General features: G+C 56.5%; 16 protein-coding genes. 10 read left to right on the top strand and 6 right to left on the bottom strand.

Annotation, left to right across the window (positions count from 1 at the left end):
- Positions 1–122: 122 nt before the first annotated feature.
- Complete coding sequence (locus NWF31_RS00510) at positions 123–989, bottom strand: energy-coupling factor ABC transporter ATP-binding protein (RefSeq protein WP_258358542.1); 867 nt, start codon at positions 987–989, stop codon at positions 123–125.
- A 33-nt stretch (positions 990–1,022) separates the two neighbouring features.
- Entirely contained in the window at positions 1,023–1,577 is a 555-nt protein-coding gene (locus tag NWF31_RS00505) for a tryptophan transporter (RefSeq protein WP_258358541.1), read from the bottom strand.
- Between the two features lie 433 nt (positions 1,578–2,010).
- On the opposite strand from NWF31_RS00505, the gene NWF31_RS00500 reads away from it, so the two are divergent.
- From NWF31_RS00500 to NWF31_RS00485, 4 genes are all read left to right on the top strand, one after another.
- On the top strand, positions 2,011–3,369 hold the full coding sequence (locus tag NWF31_RS00500) for an S-layer homology domain-containing protein (protein WP_258358540.1): 1,359 nt from the start codon (positions 2,011–2,013) through the stop codon (positions 3,367–3,369).
- A gap of 347 nt (positions 3,370–3,716) precedes the next feature.
- On the top strand, positions 3,717–3,959 hold the full coding sequence (locus NWF31_RS00495; protein WP_258358539.1) for a hypothetical protein: 243 nt from the start codon (positions 3,717–3,719) through the stop codon (positions 3,957–3,959).
- Positions 3,949–4,449, top strand: coding sequence for a type II toxin-antitoxin system VapC family toxin (locus NWF31_RS00490; RefSeq protein WP_258358538.1), 501 nt, complete (start codon positions 3,949–3,951; stop codon positions 4,447–4,449). Before NWF31_RS00495 ends, NWF31_RS00490 begins: the two co-directional genes overlap by 11 nt.
- Before the next feature lie 8 nt (positions 4,450–4,457).
- Positions 4,458–4,646, top strand: a complete 189-nt coding sequence (locus NWF31_RS00485) for a nitrilase-related carbon-nitrogen hydrolase (protein ID WP_277998727.1) — start codon at positions 4,458–4,460, stop codon at positions 4,644–4,646.
- 111 nt (positions 4,647–4,757) lie between these two features.
- On the opposite strand, the gene NWF31_RS00480 is transcribed toward NWF31_RS00485, so the two are convergent.
- The 3 genes from NWF31_RS00480 to NWF31_RS00470 all read right to left on the bottom strand — a co-directional run bounded on the left by NWF31_RS00480 (position 4,758) and on the right by NWF31_RS00470 (position 8,363).
- On the bottom strand, positions 4,758–5,429 hold the full coding sequence (locus tag NWF31_RS00480) for an SdpI family protein (RefSeq protein WP_258358537.1): 672 nt from the start codon (positions 5,427–5,429) through the stop codon (positions 4,758–4,760).
- Positions 5,419–5,724 carry an autorepressor SdpR family transcription factor gene (locus tag NWF31_RS00475; protein ID WP_258358971.1) on the bottom strand — a complete coding sequence of 102 codons (306 nt, stop codon included), beginning with the start codon at positions 5,722–5,724 and terminating at the stop codon, positions 5,419–5,421. Before NWF31_RS00475 ends, NWF31_RS00480 begins: the two co-directional genes overlap by 11 nt.
- A 329-nt stretch (positions 5,725–6,053) precedes the next feature.
- Complete coding sequence (locus NWF31_RS00470) at positions 6,054–8,363, bottom strand: stalk domain-containing protein (RefSeq protein ID WP_258358536.1); 2,310 nt, start codon at positions 8,361–8,363, stop codon at positions 6,054–6,056.
- A gap of 75 nt (positions 8,364–8,438) precedes the next feature.
- Between NWF31_RS00470 and NWF31_RS00465 the strand changes: the two genes are divergently transcribed.
- Complete coding sequence (locus NWF31_RS00465) at positions 8,439–8,576, top strand: hypothetical protein (RefSeq protein ID WP_258358535.1); 138 nt, start codon at positions 8,439–8,441, stop codon at positions 8,574–8,576.
- 98 nt (positions 8,577–8,674) lie between these two features.
- Here NWF31_RS00465 and NWF31_RS00460 read toward each other — a convergent pair whose 3' ends face one another.
- Positions 8,675–9,874, bottom strand: coding sequence for a DUF401 family protein (locus NWF31_RS00460; protein ID WP_258358534.1), 1,200 nt, complete (start codon positions 9,872–9,874; stop codon positions 8,675–8,677).
- 347 nt (positions 9,875–10,221) lie between these two features.
- On the opposite strand from NWF31_RS00460, the gene ligD (NWF31_RS00455) reads away from it, so the two are divergent.
- From ligD (NWF31_RS00455) to NWF31_RS00435, 5 genes are all read left to right on the top strand, one after another.
- On the top strand, positions 10,222–11,088 hold the full coding sequence (gene ligD / locus NWF31_RS00455) for a non-homologous end-joining DNA ligase (RefSeq protein ID WP_258358533.1): 867 nt from the start codon (positions 10,222–10,224) through the stop codon (positions 11,086–11,088).
- A gap of 94 nt (positions 11,089–11,182) precedes the next feature.
- Entirely contained in the window at positions 11,183–11,746 is a 564-nt protein-coding gene (locus tag NWF31_RS00450) for a Uma2 family endonuclease (RefSeq protein WP_258358532.1), read from the top strand.
- A 171-nt stretch (positions 11,747–11,917) separates the two neighbouring features.
- A complete protein-coding gene (gene ku / locus NWF31_RS00445; protein ID WP_258358531.1) occupies positions 11,918–12,751 on the top strand; it encodes a non-homologous end joining protein Ku in 834 nt (277 codons plus the stop codon).
- Positions 12,748–13,701: a non-homologous end-joining DNA ligase gene (gene ligD, locus NWF31_RS00440; protein ID WP_258358530.1), complete on the top strand. Its 954-nt coding sequence runs from the start codon at positions 12,748–12,750 to the stop codon at positions 13,699–13,701. The genes ku and ligD (NWF31_RS00440) overlap by 4 nt, the downstream gene beginning before the upstream one ends.
- 82 nt (positions 13,702–13,783) lie before the next feature.
- Positions 13,784–15,787 carry an oxidoreductase gene (locus NWF31_RS00435; protein ID WP_258358529.1) on the top strand — a complete coding sequence of 668 codons (2,004 nt, stop codon included), beginning with the start codon at positions 13,784–13,786 and terminating at the stop codon, positions 15,785–15,787.
- Positions 15,788–15,800: the final 13 nt, after the last annotated feature.

Raw genomic sequence — 15,800 nt, 5'->3', positions numbered from 1 at the left:
ATGGTATTACCTTGCCCGTACCAGATTCCTGGCTGTAAATAAATGCGGCCGGGAAGCTGCTCACCCCTGTGGAGTCTCCATAAGAAACGGGACCATCTATCTTATAACTTACCTGCGTACCGCTATGCCCTGGACGCCCGGCTCCCAAGCAGGCGCCCCAGCTCCCGTTGGCCTTCGTCTACCTCCAGGGGCAGGTCGCCTTGATAGACGCCGGCCCGGCGCAGCATCCGGAACAGGGCTGTCACCGGGGGTACCTCCAGGCCCAGTTCGGTCGTCAATTTCTCCTGGGCCAGGATCTGGCGCGGGCTGGCATCGGCCACGATGCGGCCCTTGTTAAGACAGACCAGCCGGGGGACCCGGGGGGCGAGGACACTTATTTTTTGTTCAATCAACAGGATGGTTATGCCATAGTCCCGGTTGAGCCGCTGCAGGAGGGCCACGATTTCCACGGTCCCCTGGGGGTCGAGTTCGGAAGTAGGTTCATCCAGCACCAGCACCCGTGGCCTTAAAGCCACGGCAGCGGCAATGGCCACCTTTTGTTTCTGGCCGCCGGATAATTCCCGTAAACTACGGTGACGCAGGCTGGCGATGCCCACCATTTCCAGGGCGGCGCCAATGCGTCGCTGTATTTCTTCCCGGGAGACGGCCAGGTTTTCCAGGCCGAAGGCCAGCTCATCCTCGACTACTTCCGCCACCAGCTGGGCTTCCGGGTCCTGGAAGACGCTGCCGATAACCCCGGCCAGCCGGGCGCAGGGGGTTTTTGCCGTGTCTAAACCGGCGACCATTACCTTGCCACCCATACGGCCTCCCTGAAAATTGGGGATGATGCCATTCAGGGCCAGGGCCAGGGTGGTCTTGCCGGCGCCGGCAGGGCCGGTCAGGCCTAAAAATTCTCCTTCCCGCACGGTTAAGTTTATCCCCTCCAGGGCGGGTGCCTGGCTGTCGGGATAGTAAAAAGTAAAATTCTCTACTTTAATAATGGGTTCCATGAACCGGCCTCCGGGCTGCTGCGCTCTATCAGGTTAAACATTTTTCAGCAGTTGTTTTAAGGGGAAATAGAGTACCTGGGCCAGGACGGCGTTAAAAATGCCGGTAACAATAACTACCATGAGAAGATAAGTGTAAGCTGGATTTTTGGGTAAAGTAGCAAAGAGAGTTATGGCTTTAAAGATAGTAATGTACGTAAAACCGCTGGCAAAGGTACCCAGGAAGGTAACTATCAGGGGTTTCACTACCCTGAAGAAGCTGTTTTTATCAAAGGGTAGGTAGAGTAAAAGGGCGGTAACTATAGCTCCTACTGGCTCGCTGGCAAAATTCAGGTAGGGCAGCAGGGATTTTGTGGTCAGCTGGCAGACGGCGGCTGCCACCAGGCCGATCCCCAGTACCTGGGGCAGGCGGGGCTTAAGAAGCATGATGGCCAGGACGTACATACCGATGACCACGTTGGGGGTAATGCCGAAGAAGGGCGGGGTGATCATCCGGAGTACCGCGCCTGCTGCCAGCAGGACGGCCACCACGACCACGTCCATGGCCTGCAGCCCCTGCTTTTCCACCCGGGTTACTTTGACCTCTTCCATTGATAACTCCCCCTTGATGATGAATTATTGCTGCCGGCGGGGCTGCTGCCCCGGAACGGCTGGATAAATAAAAAACAGCCTGACGAAAACCGCCAGGCTGTTATTGCCTTCACTCCGGCCAGTCTCGTCTCTCCTCAGCTGTGCTCAATACTCTACTCAACTCATGCCTAAATTGTTATCTATAGAATACCAGGGAAAGCCAGTCCCTGTCAAGGAAAAATTTAAAAATAAAAAGTTATGCTTTTACTTGATCCCGGCCGGGAACAACAGGAATTTACGCTCCGGTTGCTTTTTCCCGACCATTTTGCCGGTTCCAGGAAGGCCCCTGGGATAAATTTCTCCGGTTGGCAGGAGAAATCTGGCAGGGTAGAGAATTACTAAAAAAAATGAGAGGTACAGGGGGAAAGAACAGCGAAAGGGGAGAAGGAAAAGAATGAAGAAGTGGTTTCAGGCGTTTATCCTAGCCCTGGGCCTGATCCTGGCCCTGGCGCCGGCGGCCCTGGCCGGGACGGTCACCGCCGCTGAGCTGCAGCAGGTTTTTCCTGAGGCGCCGGCGGGAGATTCAATCCTCACCCGGGGCGTCTTTGCCGCCCTCCTGGCACAGGCGGCCGGAATGCAGGTGAAGGAAAACCCGGCTGACACCCAGGGAGATGCCTGGTACGGCCCGGCGGTAATGGCTTTGAAGGAGAAAGGGATCATCAGGGGTTACCCCGACGGTAGCCTGCACACCGACCGGCCGGTGACCCTGCTGGAGGCGGCGGTGATGGCATCCCGGGTCCTGGGGTTGCCGGACGGTGTTGCCGCGCCGGAGGTAAAGGGGTCTCTGGAGCGGGAAAGCTGGGGTTACACCCCCTATGCCTGGCTGGTACGGGCCGGCCTGCTGCAGCCCGGCCAGGATGCCGGCGCGCTTTTGACGGTGGACGGGGGCGTTGCTTTCTTGACCAGGGTTTTTGGCAGCGACCCGGAGGCGGAAAAGATTGTCCAGGCCGCCCGGCAGGCCCAAGCTACGGTCAAAGACCTGAAATTTACCGGCAGCATGGTCATGACTATACGCCCGCGGCCGGAAGTTGCCGGGGAAGTGCCGGCGGTTTCCATGCACGGTAATATTGTGAGCGAGTTTAGGTATCCCCTGAGCCTGCACCAAAAAATGGATATGACCCTTAACCTCCCGCCTGAGAAAACATCTGGTGAAAACCTGCCGGCGGACGGCCAGATACAGATGCATATGGAACAATACCTGGTGGATGGGACCCTGTACCAGAATGTAGAGGTCCCCGGCATGGCAGAACCCCAGTGGATGAAGATGCCCCAAGGAGCCCTGCCGGACCTGGAAACCCTAGTGGAACAGAGCAGGAACGCGACGGGGTTACCGCCGGGACTACAGGATAACTTCCACTTCCGATATCTGGGCGAGGGTGTGGAGAACGGGCGCAAGGTTCACCGTATCGCCTTGTATGGCCGGATTGACGACTGGCTGGCTCTGATGCAGGCCCTGCCCGGAGGGTTGACCCCGGAGATGGAACAGGCCGTGAACCAGGCCGGCGGCGTCTTGAAGTCCATTTCCTTCTGGGGCGAGGAAGCCATCGGCATGGAAGATAACCTTACTTATGCGTCAGAATTGACCTGCCTTGTTGCTTTTGCGGATAAATTCCAGGAAGAAGCCGTGCCCCTGGAAACCATTACCTTTCAAATTAAGGTCACGGATTACCAGTATAACAGTGGCATAAAAATCGAGCTGCCCGCCGAAGCCCTGGCGGCGCCGGAAATACCCATGACACCATCAGAACAGTAAGCAAAACCATCCGGGAGCCAGATGCAAGGGTGAGGCCCTGCCCAGGGCGGTATTAAAATGTTGTAACAAGGCCGTTTCAGATCCAATCCTCCTCAACTGGCGCGGGACTCACCCATTGCAGGCCTGAAGGACCATGGGGGCCACCTATCCAGAAGGACGTGGCCTTTTTCTGTACCCTTTTTGTCCCTGCCGGCGTCACCGGCCAGCAGTGAGCCGGATGCCTCGTATCTGGCCGGCAGTATCCCGCGCCTGCCCCCGGGAAATTTGATGCTGGTTTTCGAGGTTATCTAGACGTAATCTTGACATGCCGGTTGCCAGGATTTTATAATTTAAGCGGGGTGAAAAATATGCGACAAAAAGTAGGTACGGCTATTAATCCCCGGCTTCTTTACAGGGCTAAATTGGTAGCAAAAAATGAAAGAAAACATCTCAATGATATAATTGAAGAGGCGCTGGAGCAATACCTTTACGGTAAAAAAGGAACAGGAGACGGAGAAACTTCTATAGTTAAGACGACGAGAGGCAGTATACCATCCCGGGTTGAAGTGGTAAAAAAGATCCTGGAGGAGGAAGACTTTTTTGAGGTTTGACGAGTTGCCCGCCGGCAGCCAGATTTTCGTTGATGCCAACATTTTTATTTATCACTTCAGCGGGGTGTCGGAGGACTGCAGTTCTTTCCTGGAGCGCTGTGAAAGAGAAGAAATCGTGGGTTTTACGACAACTAATATTCTGCTGGAAACCATGCATCGTTTAATGATGCTGGAAGCGGTAACCAGAGGGCTGGTTACCCCGGGAAATTTAGCCAAAAAGCTGAAGGGTAAACCGGAAATAATTACAAGGCTCGCTACTTACGCTGAGCAGGTAAAAAAAATTCCCGCTATGAATATCAACATTGTACCCCTTACCCAGGACTTGTGCTACCAGGCGTTGACCTGGCAACAGCAATACGGACTTATGACGAATGATTCTATCCTCTTGGCGGCCTGTCAGGAATATAAATGTTGGAATCTGGCTTCCAATGACCTGGTATTTGTCGGGGTAAGAGAAATAACCCTATGGCAACCTGCTGATGTGGAGTAGCATCCCTCCTGCCCATCGCCAGGGCGGTAGAGAACCGCTGTTACGTCCTCCTGGCCAACGCCGTGGGCAGCAACGTGGGCATGGTAAGCCTGGAGAACAGCCTGATCGTCGTTCGGGAGGACGGCCTGGTAGTTATGGCTGATGAAGCCTCGGAGACCTTGTTGACCTGCGACCTGCAGCAAAATCAGTGTAGCTAAAAGGGGGAGACCGGCCGGTGCAGCAGCAAAAACACTCGTTTCATGGAACGAGTGTTTCTTTTTGTCTCCGGGAGGGGTATTAACTTGGGCTTAACCGGCCACGGCAAGCCCCTACCGCGAGACCCTGCGGAAGGCCAGGAAAGAATAAACCATAGCGCTACCGGTGGCTATAAAGATGCAAGCCATGGGCAGGATAAAGTTGATCGGCGGCGGCAGGAAAGCCGCGATGATAAAGGCGATCCCGCCCAGGATAAACGCATAACCGGAAAAGCGGTGGGTGCGCCGCCATACTTCCTCGTTGGCCAGGGTCCAGGGGGTACGGACACCGAAAAAGTAATTGTGACGCGCCTGGGGCAGGTAGTTGCCGATGAGGATAAAGAGGAGCCCTACCGCCAGGGGTACAACCTTTGCGACCAGGTTGGCCGGGCCGCCCAGGGCCACCACCAGGGTGGTGGCATAAATTATTCCCATAAAGAGGACCATTCCCACCCGTACCATCTGGTAGGCCCGGTCAAAACGGGGGTAGTTTTCCCGCCGTGGATCAAGGTAAGGGACGAAAAGCAGGAGCAGGTAAATACCGCCGGTCATCAGGGGCAGGGCGAAGGCGCCCCAGAAGCGGTTGAAGTAATTATCGATTTCGCCCCGTATGTTCCAGTGGGCCGGGACCAGTTCCGGCAGGCGGGGGTAAAGTATGAAACCGGCGAGGAACATGGCCACCAGGACTACCAGGGCGGGCCAGTCGCGCCTGATCATTTCCTTGCTAACGCGGTATTTATTGTCCATCCTTAACGCCTCCTTTTCCGTCGGGATGGTTTTCCGTTATTATCCCCAGCATTTCAAACAACCAACCCGCAATGTCCTGGAAAACAGTAGTGTTCAGGGAATAGATAACGTACTGGCCCTTTTTCTCAACCTGGACGAGCCCCGTTTCTTTTAGGACATGGAGGTGGTGGGAGATAGTCGGCCATGACAGGTTGAAGGCTGCGGCGATCTCCCCGGCGGCCATATCTCCCTTGGCCAGCCGGCGCAGGATTTCCCGGCGGGTGCCGTCGCCAAGGGCTTTAAAGAGGTTATTCAACCCCATCACCTTTCACCTTTACCCTTCCGGATATTTAGACGAATATCTAATTGACTATAATATAACCCTTTGTATTACACTTGTCAAGCGGTGGATAATATTACCTGCGGCCGGCCCTGCCGTCTAACAAGACTGCACTTGAAACACCGGCTTTAATTTAGTTAAACAAACCGCTAACAGAAAACTCCCTGGCCTCAAAGAGTGGTGTGGTTTGAAGAGTCCGGTCTTTAAGCTAAAAGCTATAGCCCCGGTTAACCGGAACTATAGCTTTTAGCTTCCACTGGTTAACATATTGTTTTTAGCCGGTAGCCTCCGGCGGGTATAAGGGTTTAATTATCCATTGTTCCCAGAGCTTCATTGAGAGCGGTTACGCCTGTGACAGGCAAGGAAATCCTGCCGGCCTCACGCCCCTGTTCGTTATAACCCCTGGCAAAAATTTCAGTAGCCATGATAGTTGTCCGGGGGATGGTAAAGGTCCAGACCTGCTGACCGCCAGTTTCAACTTGCTTGGTGGCCTGGCCGAGGAGGGTATAATCCTTTTCGGTTACCCCCGTCCCGGTGGGTACGGCCCAGATTTCCACCCGGGCCAGTTTTTTCCCCTTGATTACCAGGTCAGGTGGGGCGATAGTGAAGGAGTCGATGCCGGCAACGAGGTTTTCCTCGTTGTTATTCGCCGGGGTGGGGGATTGTACCGGCATGACCGAGTTTACCCGCATGATGGCCCCCCGCATGTAAATATTAGGCTCGTTGGTGAGGGTGCCGATAACCATAACCACCTGACCGGCGTATTTTTCCAGGTCTTTAGCAACACCCGTGGAGCCTTCCTCCGGCAGAAGCACCAGGCGGCCTTCGCCGGTTTCCAGTTCAAAGTGACAACCTTCAACGTTGCCGACCACCAGCTTGCCGGTGGCCTTTATTTTTTTAGCCGGGTAATAGATGCTTATCCAGGCCGGGTAGTAATTGCCGTAGTAGCCGGCTGTGCCGCCTAAGTTTCGTACCAGCTCCACCGCCGGCCCGCCGTCCAGGGGCTGCCGGTACAGGGAACAGCTGTTGGTGCTTTCCAGGCGCAGGAAATAGAGGTCCCGCCCGTCCGGGGAGACGGAGGGATAATAGTCTGCTGTACCGGGGTCGCCGGTGGTCAGGGGGCGTGCCTGGCCGCCGTTTTCCGCCAGCCAGATGCGCTGATGCCTTACCAGTACGCCGGGCTGCTGGTTTTCCCGGCTTGTCGTTTCCAGACCGCGGCAGATGAGAACGCCATCGTCCGGGGCGGGCAGCCACAGGGGCTGGCTATCCACGAGGCCGGGTTGGTCATAATAGTCGATCTGGCCCTCCGGCAGGGTGACAATACCCAGGTGCTTGTTGGTCGTCGCTTCCCGGCCGCTGCCGTGGATGAAGGCCAATTTGTTTCCGTCCGGGGACCAGGCCAGCCATCGGCGGTTGGGCAGGCAGGTACCAAGATTAAGGGAACGGCCGGGATTGTCTAAGTCCAGCACCTCAAAGGGCACACCGTCGGCGGAGAGGGATGCTGCGTTGAAGTGCAGGTAGTAAGCCAGGTAGCGGCCGTTGGGAGACCACGTTAACCCTGTGGCATAGCTGAAATAAATTTCGTCCACCGCTGTCCCGGCCTCACCCAGGGTAAGCAAATTATGGCGCCCGCCCGCCAGGGTCAGGCGGTCAATGCGCAGGGGCTGATCTTCAGTGCGCGGCAGGGATACGGCCAGGGCCTGGCCGTCCGGCGTCCAGGCGAAGTCTTCCACTACTTCGCTTCCGTCTGGTAGCAGAGCCGTAATCTGCACGCCGTCGTCTTTAATGGCGGCCAGCTTCAAGTTCATATCCGGGGCGTAGCCTCCCCCGGGGCCCTGGGTGCTGTAAGCCAGGATATTGGCGACCGGTGACCAGGCGGCATCGACCAGCACCGGTCGCGGGTCAACCTGGAGGGCGTCGCTCCCGTCGGCCCTGACCACCCAGAGGTAGGGCCTGGCGGCCTCATCTTCCTGCTTTTCCCGTAACAGGTAGGCCAGCCACCTGCCGTCGTGGGACCAGCCCAGGATGGTTGCCACGGTGTCTTCTTTAGTTACCTGTACCGGTGCGGCCCCGTCCTGGCTACCTTCCAGGAGATAAAGGATACCTCCACTGGTGAAAGCCAACCTGGCCGGGATAGGCGCGGCGTACACCCGCTCTGCCACTGGGGGTGAGGGGATAGTAATGGCTATCGTCAGAGTTATAGCATTCCAGGATACTTCGGCGCCCAGGGATTCCGCCAGGAAGCGTACCGGAGCCAAGACACGGCCGTTACGTATCTGGACAGGTACGGCCAGGGACAACCGTTCCTTATTCCTGTATACGTCCCTGCTGCCGGCGACCATCTTAAGGGTCATTTGCGGCCCTGTGATGATTACCTCTCTGGTCCCTTCGTTCCATGTTACCGTAGCCTGGAGAGCTTCAGCCAGGGCCCGGACAGGGGCCAGGACATGGCCGTCCTGGATTATGGCCGGCTCATCCAGGTTTAGTTCCTGGCCGTTGACAAAAATAGGGATTCCTTCTGTGCCGGCAGGGGCAACACCGGGAAAGAGCCCTGCCAGCAGGCAAAATAAAACTGCCAGGGTCAGGGGTTTAACTGGTTTTAAAAGCTGGAGCAAGGATAATACCTCCCTGTCTTTTTCTAGATTTATTGACGCCATGGGGGAGGCATTGGTTCCCGCTTTTTCTTTAAAGTGGATGCCAGCTTAGCTGCCGTCTTTACCGGTGTCCCGGTGAATGTTCCGGGTAACTTCGCCCGGGTCGCCGGCGGCAGGGGCTTGTGGCTGTACACCGGGATCATCATCGACGCCAGAATCGGCCGCAACTGGTGAAACCCGCGTAAGATTGGAACGATTTAACGTCCTTTACGGCCTGCTCTCCCGGACAAGCTGGCGTTTTTTGCGGGTTTTTGAGTACTCCTGGCAGCCGGTTAAACAGCAATTATATATACGGTAGCGGCCACGGCGATAAGTGCTGCTTCAGGGAGCACCAGCATCCGGAGGACCTGCCGCAGGTCGGCGTGGAAGAAATCGACCGTCAGGGACAGGCAGAGGTGCATGGGTGTAAACATGGCCCCGGTAAATCCGGCTATAAAAACAAATACCGCCAGAGGCATACTTACCTGCCCGCCGGTGGCAGCCACCACGACAGGGAAAATAATGCCCATGGAATAAGAAACCGTACCGGTAATTAAGCCCACCAGCAAGCCGAATATGCTGAAAACGATAAACTCTGGTACGGCCAGGGCTTCTAAGAAGTAAGAAAGGCTGGCCACAGCCCCGGTTGCCAAAATCGTCTGTTTAAAGAAAAAAATTCCCAGGACGAGGACCAGAATTTTTACCTGTACGGCTTCCCGGAAGAGATGTAAGAACTGGCGCGGGGTATAGCGATGGCGCACCAGGAGCACTACCAGAACCAGCCCTACGGCTATAAGAATCCGCACCTGCAGGAGCAGGACCATCAACACTATAACCAGCACAGGCAGGATGTTAAGCAGCACCTCTTTGATGCGAGGTAAAGAGCCGTTGCCGGGGCGGTTCTTTTCTGCCGGGATACGCCGCAGGAAAGGCCACCCAAGCAGGGCTACCAGCAGGCCATAAGGAGCAAGGGCCTGGATTAATTTTGTTAAGGGTAATTCGCAAACCTGGGAGGTGATTAAGAGGCTGGGGTAAAGGGGAAGGCAGTATTCCCAGATATGGCGGTAATAATAATTAATAACGCTTTTTTCTTCTGGGGAGAGGGTTGTATCCGCCGTTGCCTGGGCGACCAGGGGCGCGGAAAAAAATGCCCCGCCCATGGAAGGCATCAGACCGATAAAGGCGGGCAGCGTGGCCGCTAGAAGGCGGCGGTTGGGAAGAAGATTAAGTAAACCGGCCAGCATCCTTTCCAGGTAGCCATGCTTTTTCAGCAAACCCTCGAAAAGCATAATCAGCACCAGGACAAGCTCCAATTCAATGGTGGACGGGTCTGTAAGGGTTTGCCAAAAGGTGGCCAGAAGTGCGGTTGAGGTAAGGTGGTAAAGGATGGCCAGGAGGCATGAGCTCCCAAAGATTACCGGCGCTAGCGGGACGCGCAGCCAGAGGAGCACCATCATCAATGCAAAGACGGAGAGCAGTTTTAAGGCCGGCATAAAGGTACCTTCCCTGGATTTTTTACCCGTCGTCGCGGGAGTTAGGTGTTAATAAATTGACAAAGTTAACACAACCGGTTGCTGGCTTCATCTTACTATACCCGGAGGTTGTTTACAAGGGGGCTCATTTTGCCCGGCCGTTGATTACCTTTCCTGTACCCTGCCCGTGTATAAAAGGGCATGTGAAAGGTCAGGTAAGAAGGTAACGAGCCCTTGGATAACGGCGTATGGGCTTTAACCGGCGGGGGAGAAACTAACTGCAAGGTGATAATAATGAGGGGCAGAGGTTAACAATGAGCCAGGGACGTCCTTGCATACAGCTTCAAGGGCCTGGAGAGGAATTCCGGTTGACCAACCTGGATAAAGTCTTTTGGCCGGAGGGGTTGACCAAGCTTGATCTCATCGCCTATTACGTCGACATGGCCCCGGTAATCCTGCCTTACCTGCAGCACCGGCCCCTGGTCCTCAAGCGCTACCCCGACGGCATAACGGGCGAAGCCTTTTACCAGAAAGAATGCCCTGCCTATGCCCCGGAGTGGGTAGTGACCCTGCCCGTCTATCACGCCGACGGCGATAAAACCATCAATTACGTCCTCTGCAATAACGAGGCGACCCTGGCCTGGCTGGCCAACCAGGGCTGCATCGAAATGCACGCCTGGCTTTCCAGCGCCGGCCACCTGGAATACCCGGATATTGCGGTCATGGACCTCGACCCCGCGGAAGGCACCACCTTTGCCGACGTGCTGGAAATCGCCCTCCTGGTCAACCAGGCATTAAAGGAATTCCGGCTAACAGGGTATCCCAAAACTTCAGGCGCCAGGGGCCTCCACATCTTCATCCCCCTTTATCCCCGCTGGACTTTCCGTGAAGTAACCTCGGCCGTGGGGTTCTTGGCGCAACTAATTGTCCAGGTTTACCCCCGGAAGGCCACCACCGAACACCTTATCCAGAAGCGTGGGGACAAAGTATACCTTGATTACCTACAGAACGTGCGGGGGCGGGCCATGGCCTTTCCTTACAGCTTGCGGCCTTTGCCCGGGGCCCCGGTTTCTGCTCCCTTGACCTGGGAAGAAGTAGCGGCGAAAAAAATTACTCCGGGAGATTTTAATATCCATACTATCGGGCGCCGCCTGGAAGAATGCGGCGACCTGTACCGGGAGCTACTGGAGCGTCCCAATGATTTAGCACCACTGTTAGAACTGACTGAGGTATAATTTTTAATTCCTTGCTCAACCGGTAACTTTTAGATAAAATAAAGAAAAACCTGCCTGGAAGAAATCGCTACCAAAGGGACGGAGGTGCAAGAAAATGAGCGTTAATCTAGCGGAACTGGCGGTGAGCCGGGAACGGTACACTTATGAAGATTATTGCCGCCTCCCGGAGGGGTCACCCTATCAGCTTATCGGGGGGGAACTGGTAATGACACCTTCGCCTACACCCTATCACCAGATGGTAGCTATGAAACTGGAATTAAAAATGGCGGGCTTTGTCCTGGAGAAAGGGTTGGGCATTGTGTTGCATGCTCCTTTGGACGTCTACCTGGACGACACGGAGACTTATCAACCGGACATAATTTTTATTTCCAACGAAAGGCTCTCTATTATAGAAGAAAAACGTGTCAACGGCGCCCCGGATCTGGTTGTGGAGATACTCTCCCCCAGTACGGGTTATTACGACCTGCGGAGCAAGTACAAGGTTTATGAAAAAAAGGGTGTCAGGGAATACTGGATTGTTGATCCCCAGAATAAATCGGTGCAGGTTTTTTGCCGGCAGGAAGGAAAATTTGTCCTCGATCAGGAAGTCGAGCAGCAGGGTACGGTTAGGTCGCGGGTGATAAGCGGCTTTGCCGTGGAAATAGAAAATATCTTCTAATACCGGCCGGGGGCCGGATTTTTATTTGGCGCGGGCCGGCAGACCTGCCCGGGCTTAGCCGGTGCATTGCCCGCCCGCAGGGGGGAGATACTACAGGCAAAACCCGGGCGTAAAGGTTGCCGGTGGCGGGATCGCCCCGGGTTGCTCGGGGACAACCTCGAGGTGAGAGTCGTGCGCCCCCTATGGAAAGGTGCGATAAGCTTCGGCCTGGTCAACGTGCCGGTAAAACTCTATAAAGCTATCGAAAGCAGTGATATAAAACTTAACTACCTGCACAGTAAATGCCGGACGCCCATCCAGTATCGCAAATACTGCCCCTCCTGCCAGGTAGAGGTTCCGCCGGAGGAGATCGTCCGGGGTTACGAATACGAAAAGGGCAAGTACGTGATCTTTAAAGAGGAAGACCTGGAAGGGATTCCCCGGGAGACGACCAGAAGCATCAACATCCTCGACTTCGTCGACCTGGAGGAGATCGACCCCATTTATTATGACAGGGCCTATTACCTGGTGCCCGCGGAAATGGGACATAAAGCCTATGCTTTGCTGCGCCGGGCCATGGAAGCAACAGGGAAAATCGCCGTGGCAAGGGTCACGTTGAGATCCAGGGAGTCCCTGGCGGTGATAAGGGCGGCGGGCAAGGGACTGGTAATGCACACCATGTTTTATCCCCGGGAGGTCCGGACGGCGGAGCAACTGCCGGAATTGAATTTTGACGTCAAGCTCCATGAAAACGAGGTCAAAATGGCCGTCACCCTGATTAACAACCTGGCGGCCCGGTTTGAGCCGGAAAAATATACCGACGCCTACCGGCAGGCCCTCCTGGAGATTATCGAAGCTAAGGTCGCCGGTGAAGAGGTGGCGGTACCGGCGCGGCCCGCAGCAGGGAAAGTGGTCGATCTGATGGAGGCCCTGAAGGCCAGCATCGAACTGGCCAAAAAGGAAAAGGCCGCCGGTGCCGGGGATGAAGAAGCCAAGAAACCGCGCCGGCGGCGCAAGACCTCATGAGGGGGGATAATGGCGGCCGGCTTCCGGTATTTCAAATCAAGCCCATGCTGGCCGTGGCCGCCCGCCCCTTTGATTCCCCCGACTTTATTTATGAGGTGAAATGGGACGGTTACCGTTGCCTGGCTTACCTGGACCGGAAAACCGTCCTCCAGTCCCGCAACCTCCTGGACATCACCCCGGCTTTTCCCGAGCTGGCCGGCCTGCACCGGTGGGTCGGGATGCAGCCGGCGGTCCTGGACGGGGAGATAATTATCCCGGGAGAGGAAGGCCGGCCCTCCTTCAGCCGCCTCCAGGCCCGGGGGAGAATTACCGATCCCGTGAAAATCAGGCAGGCCGCTCTGCAAAACCCGGCCGTTTTTGTCGCCTTCGATCTTTTATACTGCCGGGGCGAAAACATCATGCTCCGGCCTCTGTACTGGCGTAAAGGTTTGCTCCAGGAAGCTGTGCGGCCGGGGGACAACCTGGCCCTCTCCAGCTTTATTGAAACCTGCGGCATTACCTTTTTTGCGACCTGCACCAGGCAGGGCCTGGAGGGAGTTGTGGCCAAGGCCAAAGACAGCCCCTACCTTCCCGGACGGCGTTCCTCCCACTGGCGCAAATTCCGGCATACTCGCGCGGAGGAGTTTATCATCGTAGGGTACGAGCCCGGGAGCGGTGAGCGTATCTTAAGGGCCCTCATCCTGGGCGAGTACCGGCAGGGGCGGCTGGTCTACCGGGGCAAGGTGGGAACCGGCTTTGACCGGGAGGAAGAGAGGCGGTTGCTGGCGGAGCTAAAAAAACTCAAGGCGGTGCCGCCGCCCTTCGGAGAACCCGTACCGGGCCTGACCCGGCCCCGCTGGGTGGAACCGCGCCTTCTCTGCACCGTGGAGTACCTGGAGCAGACGCCGGACGGGTGCCTGCGCCATCCTGTTTACCGGGGCCTGCGGTGGGATAAGGAGCCGGGAGAATAAAAAAGGACTAATAAAAGGCCGGTACTGGCGCAAAATAATTATCGTAGGTACTTAATAGGGGACAAAACAGGAGGTAGCTCTAATGGCGGCCTATGCCAGGCTTTTTGAACCCGTCAAGATAGGTAAGGTAGAAGTAAAGAATAAAATCGCTATGGCTCCCATGGGGGTCCTGGGCCTGGTGACCCCGGACGGCTGCTTTTCAGAGCGGGCCATAGATTATTATATTGAACGGGCCAGGGGAGGCACCGGGTTAATCATCACCAGTGTGACCAAGGTTGAGAACGAGATTGAAGCGTTTAAGCCCGGGATGGTTCCCACCGTATCCGTAAACCCGCCCCACTTTATCGCCACGGCAGGCGAGCTGACGGAAAGGGTACACGCCTATGGAACCAGGATATTCCTGCAGCTGGGTATGGGTTTTGGCCGGGTGGCCTCGCCGGTCATGCTGGCGGGAGAACCCGTCGCCCCTTCAACCATTCCTAATTTTTGGGAACCGGCTATAACCTGCCGGGAGCTGGCAACCCGGGAAGTCGAAACGCTGGTTCGGAGGGCCGGCGAGGCGGCCGAGATAGCCGTAGAGGCCGGGTTTGACGGGGTAGAGATTCATGCCATGCATGAGGGCTATCTCCTCGACCAGTTCACCATCGCCCTGTTCAACCGCCGCACGGATAAGTACGGCGGCGACTTGCGGGGCAGGCTCACTTTCCCCATCGAAATAGTGCAGGAGATTAAAAAGAGGGTGGGGAAAGAGTTCCCCGTCCTCCTCAGGTTCAGCATCAAGAATTTTATCAAGGACTGGCGCCAGGGGGGACTGCCGGGGGAAGATTTTGTCGAAAAAGGCCGCGACGTGGAAGAAGCGCTGGCGGCCGCCAGGATCCTGGAGGAAGCCGGTTACGACGGCTTTGACGCCGACGCCGGTTCCTATGACGCCTGGTACTGGGCCCACCCGCCCCTCTATCAAGAGCACGGCTGTTACCTGCCTTTAACCCAAAAGCTAAAAGAAGCGGTCAAAGTTCCGGTGCTTGTCGCCGGGCGGATGGAAGTACCGGAACTGGCCGAGCAGGCCCTGGTTGAAGGCAAGGCGGACATGATAGCCATCGGCCGGGGCCTGTTAACCGATGCTGAATGGGCCAGCAAAGTGATGACGGGACGGGTTGACAGGATCCGGCCCTGCATTGGCTGCCATGACGGCTGCCTGGGGCGGGGCTTCCTGGGCCGGCCCCTGTCCTGCGCCGTGAACCCTGCCTGCGGCCGGGAAAAAGAGTATGGCATCGAGCGGGCCAGTTCGGCCAGGAAGGTAATGATTATCGGCGGCGGCGTGGCCGGCATGGAGGCGGCCCGGGTGGCCGCCCTGAGGGGACACCAGGTGGCCCTTTACGAAAAGAGCGATCAACTGGGCGGCCATGTCATCGCTGCCGCCGTGCCGGAATTCAAAAAAGACGACGCGCGCCTGTTGGAGTGGTATAAAACCGAACTGCGGGAACTGCAGGTCGAGATTAACCTGAACCGGGAAGTTACCCCGGAACTGGTCCTGGAGCAAAATCCCGACGCGGTAGTGGTGGCCACCGGCTCCAAACCGGCCATGCCCGACGTGCCCGGCATCGACAAAGAAAAGGTAGGCACGGCAACTGATATTCTTTTGGGTAAAAAGCAGGCCGGCGATAAGGTGGTGATCATCGGCGGCGGGCTGGCCGGGTGCGAAACCGCCCTCTGGCTGGCCCGGCAGGGCAAGCAGGTGACGATAATTGAAATCCTGGACGACCTGATGCGGGCCGGCATCCCCGTGCCCTATATGAACCGCATCATGCTCATAGAGATGCTCCGGTATCAAGGGGTGGAATGGCGAACCAGTACCGGCCTGCTAGAGGTAACTGACGCGGGCGTTATCCTGATTGACAGGTCCTTCCATAAAACAACCCTCCCTGCCGACACGGTAGTCGTGGCGGCAGGGTTTACGCCCGAGCAGGGACTTTACCGCGCCCTGATGGGCAAGATGCCTGGCCTTTATCTTATCGGCGACTCCCGGGAACCCCGGAACATTATGGGGGCTATATGGGACGCCTACGAGGTGGCGCGGAACATATAGGGCTGCGCAGCAA

Origin of the sequence: Neomoorella sulfitireducens (assembly GCF_024733845.1) — a bacterium.
In the GTDB taxonomy this organism is placed as follows: Bacteria; Bacillota; DSM-521; order Neomoorellales; family Neomoorellaceae; genus Neomoorella; species Neomoorella sulfitireducens.
The sequence above is the reverse complement of the archived record's forward strand: the minus strand, read 5'-3'. Positions and strand labels throughout refer to the sequence as shown.

Excerpts from the sequence above, each read along its gene's own strand:
- NWF31_RS00510 (WP_258358542.1), bottom strand. The coding sequence starts at position 989 with ATGGAACCCATTATTAAAGTAGAGAATTTTACTTTTTACTATCCCGAC.
- NWF31_RS00505 (WP_258358541.1), bottom strand. The coding sequence starts at position 1,577 with ATGGAAGAGGTCAAAGTAACCCGGGTGGAAAAGCAGGGGCTGCAGGCC.
- NWF31_RS00500 (WP_258358540.1), top strand. The coding sequence starts at position 2,011 with ATGAAGAAGTGGTTTCAGGCGTTTATCCTAGCCCTGGGCCTGATCCTG.
- NWF31_RS00495 (WP_258358539.1), top strand. The coding sequence starts at position 3,717 with ATGCGACAAAAAGTAGGTACGGCTATTAATCCCCGGCTTCTTTACAGG.
- NWF31_RS00480 (WP_258358537.1), bottom strand. The coding sequence starts at position 5,429 with ATGGACAATAAATACCGCGTTAGCAAGGAAATGATCAGGCGCGACTGG.
- NWF31_RS00460 (WP_258358534.1), bottom strand. The coding sequence starts at position 9,874 with ATGCCGGCCTTAAAACTGCTCTCCGTCTTTGCATTGATGATGGTGCTC.
- NWF31_RS00450 (WP_258358532.1), top strand. The coding sequence starts at position 11,183 with ATGAGCGTTAATCTAGCGGAACTGGCGGTGAGCCGGGAACGGTACACT.
- ligD (WP_258358530.1), top strand. The coding sequence starts at position 12,748 with ATGAGGGGGGATAATGGCGGCCGGCTTCCGGTATTTCAAATCAAGCCC.
- NWF31_RS00435 (WP_258358529.1), top strand. The coding sequence starts at position 13,784 with ATGGCGGCCTATGCCAGGCTTTTTGAACCCGTCAAGATAGGTAAGGTA.